Here is a 15,489-nt window from a genome sequence, read left to right as displayed (position 1 = left end):
CGAGGGCCCAAGTGGCCGTCTCGTCGCCGGCTCAGGCCGCGCGGCGGGCGCGCAGGTACTGCGCGGGCCAGTAGTCGATGGCGGCGCCGAGCTCGGACGCGGCGCGCAGGGCGTAGTGCGGGTCGCGCAGCCACTCGCGCCCGGCCATGATCGCGTCGGCGTCGCCGGCGGCGAGCACCGACTCGGCGAGGGCGCCGTCGTCGATCATGCCGACGGCGCTGACGGGAACGCCTGCGGTGCGGCGGACGTGGGCGGCGAAGGCGACCTGGTACCCGGGGCCGGCTTCGACGCGCTGGTGGGCGACGAGCCCGCCGCTGGAGATGTCGAAGAAGTCGGCGCCGCGGTCCTTCGCCCAGCCCGCGACGGTCGCGGTCTCTTCGACCGTCCAGCCGCCCGCAGCCCAGTCGCTGGCAGAGAAGCGCACGAACAGGGCGGTGGCCGGTGCGGCATCCCGCACCGCGCCGACCACTCGCAGCAGCAGTCGCGCCCGATTCTGAAGCGACCCGCCGTACTCGTCGTCGCGCCGGTTCGACAACGGCGACAGGAACTCGTGCAGCAGGTATCCGTGCGCGGCGTGCACCTCGAGCACCTCGAAGCCCGCTTCGACGGCGCGTCGCGCGGCCGAGGCGAAGTCCGCGACGACCTTGTCCAGGCCCGCGGCGTCGAGAGCGACGGGCACGGCGTACCCGTCGAAGGCGAGCGCAGAGGGGGCGACGGTCTGCCACCCGCCCTCGTTGTGCGGCACTGAGCCGCGGCGGTCGGTCAGCGGTGACCAGGTCGAGGCCTTGCGCCCGGCGTGGGCGAGCTGGATGCCCGCGGCGGCGCCGCGCACCCGGATCGCGGTGACGATCGGCGCCCATGCGTCGCGGTGCGCGTCGGACCAGATCCCGGTGTCTTCGGGCGAGATGCGGCCCTCGGGCGACACGGCGGTCGCCTCGGCGACGACCAGCCCCGCCCCGCCGGACGAGAACTGCGCGAGGTGGGTGTGGTGCCACTCCTGGGGGATGCCGTCGATCGCGCTGTACTGGCACATCGGCGCGACCCACAGGCGGTTGCGCAGGGTGAGGTCGCGGACGGTCAAGGGCGAGAACAGAAGGCTCATCGGGCAGGTCCTGGGGGATAGGGTGTGGCCATGATCGGCACGTGGACGGCGGACGACGCGGCGCGGGTCCTCCGCTTGCCAACCGCGCGCGATGACAAGTATTCCCGAGGTGTCGTCGGGTTTCGCACCGGTTCCGACGAGTACCCCGGCGCTGCGGTCCTCGGCGTCGAGGCGGCCTGGCGCACGGGCGCGGGAATGGTGCGCTACCTCGGGCCCGCGTTCGCGCGCGAGCTCGTGCTGCGGCGGCGCCCCGAGACGGTGACCGTCGAGGGGCGGGCGCAGGCGTGGGTGGTCGGGTCCGGCACCCCCGCGCCGGCGGCGGAACACGAGACGGATGCCGCGCTCCGCGCGCTGCTGGCCGGCGCGGTGCCCGTCGTGGTCGACGCGGGGGCGCTGGAGGCCGCAGTCCGAGCGACGGCTCCGCGGGTGGTGACCCCGCACGATCGCGAGCACGCGCAGCTGCGCCGTGCGCTGGGGCTCGCACCGGCCGATGACGGCCAGCGCGAGGCATCCGCTCTTGAGACCGCCGCCGCACTCGAGGCGGTGGTCGTGCTCAAGGGGGCGCGCACGGTGGTGGCGAGCCCGTCGGGCTGGGCGAGGATCGTCGACAGCGGCACGCCGTGGCTGGCCACGGCGGGCACCGGCGACGTGCTGGCGGGCGTGATCGGCGCCGTCGTCGCGGGCGCGGCGGCATCCGGGGCGGGCGCCGATGACCGCGCGCTGGGCACGGACGAGCTGGCCGCGCTCGCCGCGACGGGGGCGTGGGTGCACGGCCGCGCCGGCACCGCGGCGGCGGCGGGGCGCGGGCCGTCGGGCGGCCCGATCACGGCGCTCGACGTCGCCGAGGCGCTCCCGGGCGTCGTCGCGCAGGCGCTCGCGGGCTGATTCGACCCCGTTGCGCAGTCGCCTTCCGCGGGTGCGAACCCGCCGCTGCCCTCAGAAGACGAGTCCGCAGCAGCAAGAGGGAGCCCCTCCTAGGATGGGGGACGTGTCGAAGCGGGCGGTGCTGTGGATCGCGTTCGCGGTCGTGCACGTCGGGGTCGCAGCCCTCGGGTGGGTGCTTCCGAACCAGCCGATGGGCGATGTGCAGCTCGTCTACCTCACCTGGTCGACCGATGCCCTCACCGGGCGGGGCGTGGCGGGCATCGACGTCGCGTGGGTGTACCCCCAGCTCGCTCTGGTGCCGCTGGTGCTGGCCAAGGGCCTGCAGTGGATCGCCGGCTACGAGATCGCGTGGGCGCTCCTGGTGACGGCGCTGGATGCCGCCGCCTTCGCGATCCTCGTCGGCCGTGGGCGCTCCAGCGGACGCTTCGTCACGGCGTGGTTCTGGCTCGTGTTCATCGCGATGCTGGGTCCTGTCGGGATGTACCGGCTCGAGGGCGTCACGACGCCGATCGCGCTCGCGGGGTGCCTGTGGCTCGTCGGACGGCCGTGGATCGCGTCGGCGCTGCTGACCGTCGCGATGTGGATCAAGGTGTGGCCGGCGGCGCTGATCGTCGCGGCCGTGGTGGCCGTGCGACGGCGCCTCGCGGTGATCGGGACGACCCTGGCGCTCTCCGGCGTCGTCCTGCTGACGATCGTCGTCCTCGGCGGCGGAGCGCATGCGCTGGCGTTCGTGACCGAGCAGACGGGGCGCGGGCTGCAGGTCGAGGCCCCGGTGAGTGCCTTCTATCTGTGGCGCGCGGTGGCGGGGCATCCGGACTCGTTCGTCTACTACGACCATGAGATCCTGACGTTCCAGGTGACCGGACCCGGCGTCGAGGCCGTCATCGCGGTGATGACGCCGGTGCTGGTGGCCGCGCTCATCGCGGTGGTCGCCGTCGGCGCGGTCAAGGCGTGGCGCGCAGCGACCTTCGCGGGGCTGTTCCCGCCGCTCGCGCTCGCGCTCGTGCTGGCGATGATCGTCTTCAACAAGGTCGGCTCGCCGCAGTACCTGTCATGGCTCATCGCGCCGCTCGCGATCGGGCTCGTGCTCGACCGCCGGCGCTGGTGGCCGCCCGCGGCCCTCGCCCTCGTGGCGGCGCTGCTGACGCAGGTGGTGTACCCGCTGACGTACGGTGGGGTCACGAGCCCCGAGCCTTTCCCCGTGGCGGTGCTGACGGCCCGCAACGTGCTGCTGGTGGTGCTGTTCGGGTGGACGATGGTGATGCTCGCGCGCACTCGCACCCATCCGCACCGCGCCCGCCGCGCCGTCGCGGCCGCGCCGGCGCCTGAACCGATCCCCTAGGAGGAACCCCATGCTCGTCGCCTTCTCCGTCGCACCCAGCGGCACCGGACCCGCTGCGGCAACGGCAAGCGCCGACGGCTCCGTGCACGACGCGGTCGCCGCCGCCGTGCGGGTCGTGCGCGACTCGGGCCTGCCGCACCGCACCACCTCGATGTTCACCGAGATCGAGGGGGAGTGGGACGAGGTCTTCGACGTCGTCCGCCGCGCGACCGAGGCCGTGCTGCCCTTCGGCTCACGCGTGTCGCTCGTGCTCAAAGCCGACATCCGTCCCGGCTACAGCGGCGAGATCGACGCCAAGGTCGAGCGCCTCGAGCGCGCGCTCGGCGACGAGCGGTGACGCCCGGCGTCGACTCGCATCGCACGCTCGCCGCGTCGCCGCTAGCATGACGCGGTGAACTCTCCGACGAAGACCCGCAGCGCGGCAGCCTGGGCGCTCGTCTCGCTCGCCGTCGGCAGCTTCGGCATCGGCATGACCGAGTTCGTCGTGATGGGTCTGCTGCCCAACATCGCCGAGGAGCTCCTGCCTGCCATGTGGGCCGTAAGCCCCGAGGACGCCATCGCCCAGGCCGGCTGGCTCATCAGCCTGTATGCCCTCGGCGTCGTCGTGGGCGCGCCCACGATCGCAGGCTCCGTCGCCAGGTTTCCACGGCACCGCGTCCTGATCGGCCTCGCGCTCGCGCTGACGGTCTTCAACGCGCTGACCTTCCTGGCCCCGACGTTCGAGCTGGTCGCGGCATCCCGCTTTCTCGCCGGGCTTCCGCACGGCGCGTACTTCGGCATCGGCGCGCTCGTCGCCGCCGACGTGCTCGGCCCCGGCATGCGCGCGAAGGGGGTGTCGTTCGTGCTCACGGGCCTCACGGTCGCGAACGTCGTCGGCGTGCCGCTGGGCACGTTCCTCGGTCAGCAGGCGGGATGGCGAGCGGCGTTCCTGGTCGTGGCGGGCATCTTCGCCCTCGCGACGGTGCTGATCGGGTTGTTCGTGCCGGAGCATCCGGGAGACCCCGGCCGGACGCTCCGTGATGAGCTCAAGGTGTTCCGCATCGGCCAGGTCTGGTATGCGCTGGGCATCGGCGCGGTCGGCTTCGGCGGCTTCTTCGCCGTCTACAGCTACGTCGCCCCGATGGTCACCGAGATCGCCCGGTCGCCCGAGTGGGCGGTGCCGATCGTGCTGGTGCTGATGGGCGTGGGCATGACCATCGGAAACCTCGTCGGCGGGCATCTCGCCGACGTGAACCTCACGCGCACTCTCGTCGGCGGGCTCGCCGCGCTCGCGGTCGTGCTGACCCTGCTCGCGCTGACGTCGCACGGGATCTGGGCGCTCGCGTTCTTCGTGTTCGCCACCGGGTTCGTGTCGTCGGTGCTGAGCCCCACGATCCAGACGCGGCTCATGGATGTCTCGCAGGACAACCAGTCGATCGCCGCGGCCCTGAACCACTCGGCGCTCAACATCGGCAACAGCCTCGGAGCGCTCCTGGGCGGCGTGGTCATCGCCGCCGGGCTCGGGTTCGTGGCGCCGGCGTGGGTCGGCGTCGGGCTCGCGCTGTGCGGCCTGGCGATCGCCCTCGTGAGCCTGGCGACCGAGCGTCACGCGGTGCGCGTGGTCGGCTGATACGCCGGCGCTGTGCGCAGCTTCGAGCCCCCCGCTCGCCGTGGCCCGACGGTGGCGTGACCCGGTCCGCGCTCTGGTGGGCCGCTCCGCGCCGCGGGGCCGCTCAGGCGAGCGAAAGGAAGAGCTTCTCGAGCTCGGCCAACGAGACGGCGCCGTCGCCGGCCTCATCTGCGGACTCGACCAGGCAGTCCTTCATCGCGGTCGCGATGATCTGGAACCCCGCCTTGTCGAGCGCGGCGCTCACCGCTGACAGCTGAGTGACGACCGTCCTGCAGTCGTTTCCACGCTCGACCGCCGCGATCACGGCCGTCAGCTGTCCCTGGGCGCGCCGCAGCCGGTTCAGGATCTTCCGCTGCGTCTGGACATCCACCGTGGTCATGGCGCTCCTTGCCTCGTCGAGTACACTCACTATACCCCCAGGGGTATTTTGGCAGACGAGAGATATCGAAACGAAGGAGCAGAGAGATGTGTCGTGCGGTGAAGTGTCGGACTTGCGGCAAGACAACCTGGGCGGGGTGCGGCGAGCACATCGAGGCGGTCCGCCGCACGGTGCCCGCATCGCAGTGGTGCTCCGGGCACGAGCCTGAGCCGAGCCCGCGCCGCGGCCTGTCGAAGCTGTTCCAGCGGTGACCACGTCGCTGCGCGTGATCGTCGTCGGCGGTGTGGCCGGAGGCATGTCGGCGGCCACCCGGATGCGCCGCCTCGACGAGACCGCCGACATCACCGTCTTCGAGCGCGGCCCCGAGGTCTCGTACGCCAACTGCGGTCTGCCGTACTACGTCGGGGGAGTCATCGCCGACCGCTCCTCGCTGCTGCTGCAGACCCCTGCATCGCTGCACCGTCGCTTCCGCCTGGATGTGCGCGTGCGCCACGAGGTCGTGCGCATCGACCCGGCGACCAGGTCCGTCCACGTCGTGGACCTCGAGACCGGAGCGGCCAGCACCGAGGCCTACGACAAGCTCATCCTCGCGCTCGGTGCGCGCCCGCGTCGCGACGAGCCGGTCTCGGGCATCCCCACCCTCAGCCTGCGCACCGTCGATGACGCCGACAGGATCCGCACCGCAGTGAGCGACGCGGGCGTTCCGGTCGTCGTCGTCGGCGGCGGCTACACGGGCCTGGAGGCCGTGGAGAACCTCGTCGCCCGGGGCGCGCGCGTCACGCTCGTGCAGCGCGGCGGTCAACTGCTGTCCCCGCTGGACATCGAGATGGCGGCCCCCGTCGAGGCCGCCGTGCGCGAGCGCGGTGTCGAGGTGCGCCTGGGCGTGCAGATCGACCGTATCGAGGACGGCATGGTCATTCTGAGCGACGGCACGGCGATCTGCGCAGCGCTCATCGTCGACGCATCCGGTGTCGTCCCCGAGATCGGTCTTGCCGTCGAGGCCGGACTGCGCATCGGCGAGACCGGAGGCATCTGGGTCGATGAGACCTGCCGCACGAGCGACCCCGACATCTTCGCCGTCGGCGACGGCGTCGAAAAGAGCGACCTCGTCGGCGGCGAGCCCACGCTGGTCACCATGGCGGGCCTGGCGAATCGGCATGGCCGGATGGTCGCCGACGTCATCGCGGGTCGCGCGGCGGCCGCGGCGCCGGCACTGGGCACCGGGATCGTGAAGGTGTTCGACCTCGCCGCCGCGAAGGTCGGATGGAGCGAGAGGCGACTGCGCGCCGCCGGTCGCGACTTCTACGCCGTGCACGTGCACCCGGGATCGCACGCGGGCTACTATCCGGGGGCCGAGGCGTTCTCGATGAAGCTGCTCGCAGACCCCGCGTCCGATCGCATCCTCGGAGCCCAGATCGTCGGGCGCGACGGGGTGGACAAGCGCATCGACGTGATCGCCACCGCCATGCACGCGGGCCTTCCCGCTGCCGAGCTCGCCCACCTCGAACTCGCGTACGCTCCGCAGTTCGGATCGGCCAAGGACGCGGTCAACCTCCTCGGCTACGTCGCGGAGAACACCCGCACCGGCACGACCCCGACGGTGCAGTGGCACGAACTGGACCAGGAACTGGCCGCCGGCGCCGCCCTGATCGATGTGCGCACGGCGCACGAGTTCGCACGGGGCGCCATTCCCGGAGCCGTCAACGTGCCGCTGGACGAGCTGCGCGAGCGCATCGACGAACTGCCGCGTGCGCCTCTCGTGGTGAACTGCCAGGTCGGATTGCGCGGCCACCTCGCCACCCGCATCCTTGCCCAGCGCGGCTTCGCGGTGCGCAACCTCGACGGCGGCTACCAAACGTGGCGCGACGCCCATGCGCGTCAAGAGCCGCGGAGGGCATCGTGACGTCCGGTCGACTCCCGCCGGTCGCGCGGGCGGCCATGTCCGGCGATCACCACCTGCCGCCCGGCGGCCGGCCCGGCATGCTCCCGAGCCGCGAAGACAGCAACGGGTCATAGGCTGAGAGCGATGCCTGAGCCGACCTCACCCGCTTACCGGGCCCTCCGGGCCGCCGCCGTCGACGAGGTCGACCCGGGCGGCCCCGAGGCCGCGCCTGCGATCGCCGCGACGGTCGTGCTCGCGCGCGACGCCGAGGGCGGACCCGAGGTGCTCATGATCGAACGACCCGATCGGGGCTCGTTCGCGGGCGCCTGGGTGTTTCCCGGCGGCAAGCTCGATCCGGGGGATAGAGCAGCGGCGGACGAGCCCGAGGAGCGTGTCGCACGTCGTGCGGGGGTGCGCGAGACCCGCGAGGAGACCGGGCTCGTCGTCGACGCGACGGGCATGGCGACCCACTCCGTGTGGACCCCGCCACCGGGCGCGCGTCCGAGCATCCGCACGTGGTTCTTCGTCGCGCCGGCTCCGGCCGACGAGACCCTCGCGCTCGCCGCCGACGAGGCGGTGTCGGCCGCGTGGACGCGTCCGGCCGACGTGCTGGAGCGCCATGCCCGCGGCGAGCTCATCCTCTACCCGCCGACGTGGGTGACCCTTCACGAGTTCGCGGGACAGGCATCCGTCGACGACCTGCTCGCCCTCTCGCGCCTCGGCGGCGTGCGCCTGTTCGAGTCCCGCGCGCGGCGCGGCCCGCACGGGCGGGTGATGCTGTGGGCCGAGGACGCCGAGTACGACGAGGCGGGGGCCGCCGGCACGGCCCGGCACCGCCTCACCGCCGGTGACGTGCCCTGGACGTACGAGCGCTCGCTCTGACGGTGCTCGTCGCCTGCGCGCCGTGCGGGCTCAGGCGTCGAACAGGCGCCGCAGGTGCGCTCCCACCGCCGTCGTCTCGATGAGGAAGCCGTCGTGGCCGAAGTCGCTGGAAAGCACCACCGCGCGGTCGCCGTCGAGAGTCGTGCCGATGCCGCGCGCGATGCGGTGCTGCCCGTCGACGGGGAACAGCCGGTCGCTGTCGATTCCCAGCACGAGCGTTGTGGCGGTGACCCGGCCCAGCGCCTCTTCGACCCCGCCGCGGTCACGGCCGACGTCGTGCGAGTTCATCGCCTCGACGAGGGTGAGGTATGAGTTCGCGTCGAAGCGGCGCGTGAACTTGTTCCCGTGGAAGTCGAGGTACGACTCCACGGCGAACCGGCCGCCGTGCCCGAGCGGGCTCACGCCCGACTGCCACGACCGCTGGAAGCGCTGGTTGAGTTCGGTGGGGGAGCGGTAGTTCAGCAGCGCCATGCGCCGCGCGAGCGCGAGCCCGCGATGGGGGCCGTCGCCGGCATCGGCGTCGTAGTAGTCGCCGCCCTGGAACCGGGGGTCGATCTGGATCGCTTCGAGCTGCACCGAGTTGAGCGCGATCTGGTCGGCGGTGTTGACCGGAGGCGCCGACAGCACCCCGAGCCGCCGTACGCGCTCGGGGAAGCCGATCGCCCACTCCATCGCGTGCATGCCGCCCATCGATCCGCCGACCACGCCTGCCCACGCGTCGATGCCGAGCGCGTCGGCGAGGCGCACCTGCGCGTTGACCTGGTCGCGGGTCGTGAGGTACGGGAACCGCCAGGCCCACTCCACCCCGTTCGGCGCGATGCTGGCCGGACCGGTCGAGCCCTGGCATCCGCCCAGCATGTTCGGCGCGACCACGAACCACCGGTCGGTGTCGATCGGTGCGCCGGGGCCGACGATGTCGTCCCACCAGCCGGCGGTGGGATGCCCCGGCCCCGCGTCGCCGCGCACGTGGCTGTCGCCGGTCAGCGCGTGCAGCACCAGCACGGCGTTGTCGCGCGCCGCGTTGAGCTCGCCCCAGGTCTCGTACGCGATGCGATAGCCCGGAAGCTCGCCGCCGCCCTCGGTGCGGAACGTGCCGAACGCGGCGAAGCGGCGGTTGCCGGCGGGATCGCCGTCGCGCCACGCGCCGGTCGCCGGGGGCCTGCCCAGCAGTTGGCGCGCGTCGGCCTCCGTCACCGGCGCCGAGGGCACGGTGTCTTCGGAGGTTTGCCAGTCCATTCGTCTATTCTCGCCGGTCAGGGGGCGTGATCCGTCCGCGTTACATGAGCCGGTCGTGCGCGTCGCGCGGCAGTTCCATGCGACCGCTGCGCAAAAAGGGGCGCGCCTGCACGGAACTGGCGCAGTCGCGCCGGACGAGGAGGCAGCGGGCGACGGCTACGCCTCGTCGTCGAGGTCGTGCTCCAGCTCGTCACGGGTGAGGTGCTCGCCGGGCACCGGCGGGTGGAAGGGCGGCGGCGGGGCATCCGGGTCGAACGCCGCAGCGCCCGCCTGCGCGGGATCCTCCGGCTCGAGGATCACGTCGACGTCGCCGTCGATGTCGCGCTCGGTGTCCGGACGCGGCGCGGGCGGCTCGTGGGCGGGCATGAAGGGTTCGACGCTCGACATGGCGGCATGATCTCACGTCGCGGCCGCCAACGGGAGAACCGGCTGAGACGGCGGATGCCCCGACCCGTCGCGAGGCGTGGGCGGGGCATCGGCCACCTTGTCACCCTGGGGTCAGGCGCGCGCGGCCTCGGCGACGCGGCGGGCGGCGCCGAGCGCCTGCTCGAGGTCGGCCTTCAGGTCGTCGATGTTCTCGATGCCGACCGACAGCCGCACCAGGCCCGGCGTGACGCCGGTCGTGAGCTGCTGCTCGGGCGTGAGCTGCGAGTGCGTGGTCGAGGCGGGGTGGATGACCAGCGAGCGCACGTCGCCGATGTTGGCGAGGTGGCTGAACAGGGTCAGCGAGTTCACGAACTCGCGGCCCGCCTCGACGCCGCCCTTCAGCTCGAACGACAGCACCGCGCCCACGCCCTTGGGCGCGTAGCGGTTGGCGGTCGCGTACCAGGGTGAGGTGGGCAGGCCCGAATAGTTGACCGTCGCGACGTCGTCGTGGCTCTCGAGCCACTCGGCGATCTCTTGCGCGTTCTGCACGTGACGCTCGATGCGCAGCGACAGCGTCTCGATGCCCTGCAGCAGCAGCCAGGCGCTGATCGGGGCGATCGCAGAGCCCAGGTCGCGCAGCAGCTGCACGCGCGCCTTGATGATGTAGGCCAGGCCGTCGCCGACGGCGGTGGTGTAGCTGGCGCCGTGGTACGACGGGTCGGGCTCGGTGAGACCGGGGAACTTGTCGACGTGCTGCGACCACGGGAAGCTGCCGCCGTCGACGATCACGCCGCCGATCGTGGTGCCGTGGCCGCCGAGGAACTTCGTGGCCGAGTGCAGCACGATGTCGGCGCCGTGCTCGAACGGACGGATGAGGTAGGGCGTCGCGATCGTGTTGTCGACGATCAGCGGCAGGCCGTTCTCGTGCGCGACGTCGGCGACGGCGCGGATGTCGAGGATGTTGATCTTCGGGTTGCCGATCGTCTCGGCGAAGAACAGCTTCGTGTTGGGGCGCACCGCGTTGCGCCACTCCTCGAGGTCGTCCTGGTTCTCGACGAACGTCGTCTCGATGCCGAGCTTGGCGAGCGTGTACTTGAACAGGTTGTAGGTGCCGCCGTAGATCGACGACGACGAGACGATGTGGTCGCCCGCCTGCGCGATGTTGAGCACCGCGAAGGTCTCGGCCGCCTGGCCGCTCGCCACGAGCAGGGCCCCGGTGCCGCCCTCGAGCGCGGCGATGCGCTGCTCGACGACATCCTGCGTGGGGTTCTGGATGCGCGTGTAGATGTTGCCGAACTCGGCGAGCGCGAAGAGGTTCGCGGCGTGGTCGGCGCTGTCGAAGACGTACGAGGTGGTCTGGTAGATCGGGGTGGCGCGCGACTTCGTCGTCGGGTCGGGCTGGGCGCCCGAGTGGATCTGCTTGGTTTCGAAGCGCCAGTTCTCGGTTGCGGACATGTCGGCTCCTGCGGGTTCGGGGCGACGAGCGGCGTCGCGGGCTTGTCCGAGACTACGAAAGGCGCGCTCCCGTCGACAAGGTGCGGGAAATGTGACGTAACCTCCCGCGCGCCCCCGTTCGCGCCGCTGCGCGCGCCCCGGTCGCACGGACCGATGCCCCCGCGCCCTCTCCCCGCGCCGCTGACGCGCCACGCGGAGCCTCGGTGCGCGTGGGTCCACGGGGGTCGGTAGCGTGGAGACATGGCTGAAAGACGTGCTGTGGTGACGGGGGCGAGTTCGGGGATCGGCGCGGCGGCGGTGCGGGCGCTGCGGCGCGGCGGCTGGGACGTCGTGGCGGTCGCACGGCGCGCCGAGCGGCTGGCAGCCCTCGAGGCCGAGACGGGCGCCGCGGCGTTCGCCGCCGACCTCACGGTGCCCGCCGACGTCGACGCGCTCGCGCAGTGGCTGGCCGACTCCGGCGCGCTGCACGCCCTCGTGCACGTCGCGGGCGGCGCGCGCGGGGCGGACCGCATCGAGCACGGCGATGCCTCGGACTGGACGTGGATGTTCGAGGCCAACGTGCTGTCGGCAAAGCGACTGGTGGCGGCGCTGCTGCCGCAGCTGAGGGCGGGGGCTGAGGCATCCGGTCATGCCGACACGCTCTTCGTCACCTCGACCGCCGCCTTCACGCCCTACCCGGGCGGCGGGGGCTACAACGCGGCGAAGGCGGGCGAGGCGATGGTCGCGCACGTGCTGCGGCAAGAGCTCAACGGCGAGCCGATCCGCGTCATCGAGATCGCGCCCGGCATGGTGCACACCGACGAGTTCACCCTGAACCGGCTGGGCGGAGACGCGGATGCCGCAGCCCGGGTCTACGCGGGCGTCGAGGCCCCGCTCACCGCCGACGACGTCGCCGACGTGATCGCGTACGCGCTGAACCTCCCCGGGCACGTGAACCTCGACCTCGTGACGATGCGCCCGGTGGCGCAGTCCGCGCAGCACCTGCTCGCGCGCGGTCCGCTGCGGGTGCGGGAGGCCGGATGAGCGCGGTGGAGTCCGCGCAGGACGCGAACCCCGAGCGGGAGCGACTCACGTGGGACGCGTTCGGCGAGGCGTCTCGCGACCTCGCGCGCGACATCGTCGCCGACGGGTTCGTGCCCGAGGTCGTCGTGGCGATCGCGCGCGGCGGCCTGCTGCCGGCCGGTGCCATCGCGTACGGCCTGGGGGTCAAGAACTGCGGCGCGATCAACGTCGAGTTCTACACCGGCGTCGGCACCGTGCGGGAAGCCCCCGAGGTGCTGCCGCCCGAGCTCGACATGACCTACCTCGCCCAGCGCCGCGTGCTGCTGGTCGACGACGTCGCCGACAGCGGGCGCACGCTCGCCCTCGCGGTGGCGCTGCTGCGCGAGCGCGGCGCCGACGTGCGCTCGGCGGTGATCTACACGAAGCCGACCACGATCGTGCAGCCCGACTACTCGTGGCGCGACACGGCGCTGTGGATCGACTTCCCGTGGTCCTTGCGCGGGTCGGTCCTCGAGGAGGACGCGGGCTGACATGGCGATGGCCCTTTCCGAGCTCGCCGACGCAGGGCTCATCGACGCCGGGTGGGCGTCGGCGCTCGCACCCGTGGGCCCCGACATCGCCGCGCTCGGCGAGCGCCTGCGCGCCGAGACGGCGGCGGGCAGGCGGTACCTCCCCGCGGGCGACCGCGTGCTGCGCGCGTTCCAGCGGCCGCTGGCGGGCGTCAAGGTGCTGATCGTCGGCCAGGACCCGTACCCCACGCCGGGGCATCCGATCGGCCTGTCCTTCGCCGTCGACCGGCATGTGCGGCCGCTCCCGCGGAGCCTGTCGAACATCTATCAGGAGCTCGACGCCGACCTCGGCATCCCGCCCGCGTCGCACGGCGACCTGTCGGCATGGAGCGACCAGGGCGTCATGCTGCTGAACCGGGTGCTCACGGTCGCTCCCGGTTCGCCCGCCTCGCACCGCGGCTGGGGGTGGGAGAAGGTGACCGAGCACGCGATCCGCACGCTCGTGGGCCGCGACGCGCCGATGGTCGCGATCCTGTGGGGGCGCGATGCTGCGAACCTGCGCCCGCTGCTGGGGCAGAGGCCCATCATCGAGTCGGCGCATCCGTCTCCGCTGTCGGCCTCGCGCGGCTTCTTCGGCTCACGGCCGTTCTCGCGCGCGAACGAACTGCTCGCCGCGCAGGGCGCGGCCCCGGTCGACTGGCGCCTGCCGGAGTGACACCTTCGGCCGTGGCCGCGCGCACGCGTAGGCTGTCACGCGTGCTGGAGGAGGAATACGACAAGACCAAGCGCAGCCTGCCGCGCCACCTTCGGCGCGCCGAGCCCGAGCGGGCGTTCTCGTACACGATCCGTCCTGTGCGCGAGACGGATCTTCCCGACATCCGCGAGATCTACAACTACTACGTCACCAACTCGGTGGTGACCTTCGACGAGAAGAAGCGGACGATCGCGCAGTGGCGCCACAAGCTCGCCCACCTCACCAAGCTCGGCCTGCCGTTCCTGGTGGCCGAATCGCCGTCCGGCCAGGTGCTCGGGTACGCGCTGGTGGCACCGTGGTCGGGCAAGTCCTCGTACCGCTACACCGTCGAGAACTCGATCTACCTCGGGCAGGCTGCCGCCGGCAAGGGACTCGGACGCGCGCTGCTCGAGGCGCTCATCGCCGCGTGCGAGCAGCAGGGCATCCGCGAGATGGTCGCCGTCATCAGCGACAAGGGGGCCGAGGCATCCGTCGCCCTGCACGAGAAGCTGGGCTTCGTCGAGGTGGGGCGCATGGGCCGGGTCGGGTTCAAGTTCGGCCGGTGGCTCGGCACGATCTACCTGCAGAAGTCGCTCAGCCCGGTCAAGTCGAAAAAACGCGGGCTGTTCAGCCGCTGACGACGAATCGGACGGATGCCGCGTGCCCCGCGTTGCGCGCGCCGCACCGTTCGCGCACCCGGCCCGGGAGCGTCATGCGTCCGATCGTGTCGCCGGGTTCATCGCGGGATCGCGGCGTCCTGCATACTCCCGTGATGTGACAGGCTACGACTTCGAGACCCGCCAGATCCACGCCGGCAGCCGCATCGACAGCGACTTCGGCGCGCGCATCACGCCGATCTACCAGACCGCCGGGTATGCGTTCGACGACTTCGACGACGCCCAGTCGCGGTTCGCCGGCACGAAGGCGGGCTACTTCTACTCGCGCAACCTGAACCCGACGAACGCGGTGGCCGAGGAGCGCCTGGCTGACCTCGAGGGCGGCGTCGGGGCGGTGCTCACCAGCAGCGGCCAGGCGGCGATCGCGGCGGTGCTGTTCAGCCTCGCCCCCGCGGGGTCGCGGGTGGTGGCATCCGCCAGTCTGTATCAGGGCACCAAGCTGCTGTTCGACGACTCGCTCGCAGCGCAGGGGATCCGCTTCACCTATGTGCCCGAGTCGGCGCCCGATGAGGTGTGGCGCGACGCTCTGGCGGGCGGCGACGTGCGCGCGGTGTACACCGAGACGATCCCGAACCCCAAGAACGACGTCGTCGACCTCGCGCGGCTGGCGCGTCTCGCGCACGAGACCGGCGTGCCGCTCATCGTCGACAACACCGTCGCGACGCCCTACCTCAGCCGGCCGATCGAGCACGGCGCGGACGTCGTCGTGCACTCCACGTCGAAGTGGCTCGCGGGGCACGGCGCCGTCATCGGGGGCGTCATCGTCGACGCCGGCCGGTTCGACTGGGCCGCGCACGGCGAGAGCTTCGGCGCGCTCACGCGCCCGTCGCCGACGGGGGCGCCCTCGTTCGTGGAGCGGTTCGGCTCGTCGGCTCTCATCGCCCACCTGAAGTCCGTGACGATCGCCAACTACGGTCCGACGATGCCCGCGCTCTCGGCGTTCCTGCTGCTGCAGGGCATCGAGACGCTGTCGGTGCGCATGGACCGGCACGTGGCCAACGCGCAGCACGTGGCCGAGTGGCTCGAGAAGCATCCGGCGGTGGCAGCGGTCGACTACCCGGGCCTGCCCTCGAGCCCGTTCCACGAGCGCGCACGGGAGTATCTGCCGCGCGGCGCCGGCTCGGTGGTGTCGTTCGACCTCGCGGGCGGGCGCGAGGCCGCGATCCGGTTCATCGACGCCCTCGAGCTCATCAGCCGGATGACCCACATCGGCGACGTGCGCACGCTCGCGCTGCACACCGGCAGCACGATCCACGGCAAGCTCACCGAACAGCAGCGCCTCGCCGCGGGCATCACTCCCGGACTCATCCGCCTCTCGGTCGGTCTCGAGAGCGCGCGCGACATCGTCGCCGACCTCGACCGGGGTCTCGCGGCGGCGCACGGCCCCGATCATGACTCCGCATGACCTCGCGCCGCGCCGGGGAGGGCGC

The 15,489-nt window shown here is 72.3% G+C and carries 16 protein-coding genes; 11 read left to right on the top strand and 5 right to left on the bottom strand.

Annotated features, from left to right (window positions below; all coding sequences use genetic code 11):
* Positions 1–31: 31 nt before the first annotated feature.
* Complete coding sequence (locus tag AB1K54_RS05445; RefSeq protein WP_371201707.1) at positions 32–1,102, bottom strand: NADH:flavin oxidoreductase/NADH oxidase; 1,071 nt, start codon at positions 1,100–1,102, stop codon at positions 32–34.
* Positions 1,103–1,132: 30 nt separating this feature from the next.
* Here AB1K54_RS05445 and AB1K54_RS05440 point away from each other — a divergent pair, with 30 nt between their 5' ends.
* The 4 genes from AB1K54_RS05440 (at position 1,133) to AB1K54_RS05425 (ending at position 4,938) form a co-directional block, all read left to right on the top strand.
* Positions 1,133–1,987, top strand: a complete 855-nt coding sequence (locus AB1K54_RS05440; protein WP_371201706.1) for an NAD(P)H-hydrate dehydratase — start codon at positions 1,133–1,135, stop codon at positions 1,985–1,987.
* Positions 1,988–2,090: 103 nt separating this feature from the next.
* Positions 2,091–3,329 carry a hypothetical protein gene (locus AB1K54_RS05435; RefSeq protein WP_371201705.1) on the top strand — a complete coding sequence of 413 codons (1,239 nt, stop codon included), beginning with the start codon at positions 2,091–2,093 and terminating at the stop codon, positions 3,327–3,329.
* Between the two features lie 10 nt (positions 3,330–3,339).
* Positions 3,340–3,666, top strand: coding sequence for an MTH1187 family thiamine-binding protein (locus tag AB1K54_RS05430; protein WP_371201704.1), 327 nt, complete (start codon positions 3,340–3,342; stop codon positions 3,664–3,666).
* A 54-nt stretch (positions 3,667–3,720) separates the two neighbouring features.
* Positions 3,721–4,938 (top strand): MFS transporter, encoded by a 1,218-nt coding sequence (locus AB1K54_RS05425; protein ID WP_371201703.1) that lies wholly within the window; start codon positions 3,721–3,723, stop codon positions 4,936–4,938.
* Between the two features lie 103 nt (positions 4,939–5,041).
* On the opposite strand, the gene AB1K54_RS05420 is transcribed toward AB1K54_RS05425, so the two are convergent.
* On the bottom strand, positions 5,042–5,317 hold the full coding sequence (locus AB1K54_RS05420) for a metal-sensitive transcriptional regulator (RefSeq protein WP_371201702.1): 276 nt from the start codon (positions 5,315–5,317) through the stop codon (positions 5,042–5,044).
* Positions 5,318–5,612: 295 nt separating this feature from the next.
* Between AB1K54_RS05420 and AB1K54_RS05415 the strand changes: the two genes are divergently transcribed.
* A complete protein-coding gene (locus AB1K54_RS05415; RefSeq protein ID WP_371201794.1) occupies positions 5,613–7,220 on the top strand; it encodes an FAD-dependent oxidoreductase in 1,608 nt (535 codons plus the stop codon).
* Positions 7,221–7,343: 123 nt separating this feature from the next.
* Positions 7,344–8,081, top strand: a complete 738-nt coding sequence (locus AB1K54_RS05410; protein ID WP_371201701.1) for an NUDIX domain-containing protein — start codon at positions 7,344–7,346, stop codon at positions 8,079–8,081.
* Between the two features lie 30 nt (positions 8,082–8,111).
* On the opposite strand, the gene AB1K54_RS05405 is transcribed toward AB1K54_RS05410, so the two are convergent.
* The 3 genes from AB1K54_RS05405 to AB1K54_RS05395 form a co-directional block, all read right to left on the bottom strand.
* Positions 8,112–9,317, bottom strand: a complete 1,206-nt coding sequence (locus AB1K54_RS05405; protein WP_371201700.1) for a homoserine O-acetyltransferase — start codon at positions 9,315–9,317, stop codon at positions 8,112–8,114.
* A 156-nt stretch (positions 9,318–9,473) separates the two neighbouring features.
* Positions 9,474–9,704 carry a hypothetical protein gene (locus AB1K54_RS05400; RefSeq protein ID WP_371201699.1) on the bottom strand — a complete coding sequence of 77 codons (231 nt, stop codon included), beginning with the start codon at positions 9,702–9,704 and terminating at the stop codon, positions 9,474–9,476.
* Between the two features lie 111 nt (positions 9,705–9,815).
* Positions 9,816–11,138: a bifunctional o-acetylhomoserine/o-acetylserine sulfhydrylase gene (locus tag AB1K54_RS05395; protein WP_371201698.1), complete on the bottom strand. Its 1,323-nt coding sequence runs from the start codon at positions 11,136–11,138 to the stop codon at positions 9,816–9,818.
* A gap of 240 nt (positions 11,139–11,378) precedes the next feature.
* Between AB1K54_RS05395 and AB1K54_RS05390 the strand changes: the two genes are divergently transcribed.
* The 5 genes from AB1K54_RS05390 (at position 11,379) to AB1K54_RS05370 (ending at position 15,464) form a co-directional block, all read left to right on the top strand.
* Complete coding sequence (locus AB1K54_RS05390) at positions 11,379–12,161, top strand: SDR family oxidoreductase (RefSeq protein ID WP_371201697.1); 783 nt, start codon at positions 11,379–11,381, stop codon at positions 12,159–12,161.
* On the top strand, positions 12,158–12,670 hold the full coding sequence (locus AB1K54_RS05385) for a phosphoribosyltransferase (RefSeq protein WP_371201696.1): 513 nt from the start codon (positions 12,158–12,160) through the stop codon (positions 12,668–12,670). Before AB1K54_RS05390 ends, AB1K54_RS05385 begins: the two co-directional genes overlap by 4 nt.
* Before the next feature lies 1 nt (position 12,671).
* On the top strand, positions 12,672–13,364 hold the full coding sequence (locus AB1K54_RS05380) for a uracil-DNA glycosylase (RefSeq protein ID WP_371201695.1): 693 nt from the start codon (positions 12,672–12,674) through the stop codon (positions 13,362–13,364).
* A gap of 41 nt (positions 13,365–13,405) precedes the next feature.
* On the top strand, positions 13,406–14,020 hold the full coding sequence (locus tag AB1K54_RS05375; RefSeq protein ID WP_371201694.1) for an N-acetyltransferase family protein: 615 nt from the start codon (positions 13,406–13,408) through the stop codon (positions 14,018–14,020).
* 136 nt (positions 14,021–14,156) lie between these two features.
* Positions 14,157–15,464, top strand: a complete 1,308-nt coding sequence (locus tag AB1K54_RS05370) for an O-acetylhomoserine aminocarboxypropyltransferase/cysteine synthase family protein (RefSeq protein ID WP_371201693.1) — start codon at positions 14,157–14,159, stop codon at positions 15,462–15,464.
* The last annotated feature ends 25 nt before the right edge of the window (positions 15,465–15,489 follow it).

The sequence above is a fragment of the Microbacterium sp. BWT-B31 genome, assembly GCF_041379855.1.
Classification (GTDB): domain Bacteria; phylum Actinomycetota; class Actinomycetes; order Actinomycetales; family Microbacteriaceae; genus Microbacterium.
Note: the sequence above shows the minus strand (reverse complement) of the source record. Positions and strands in the feature narration are given on the sequence as shown.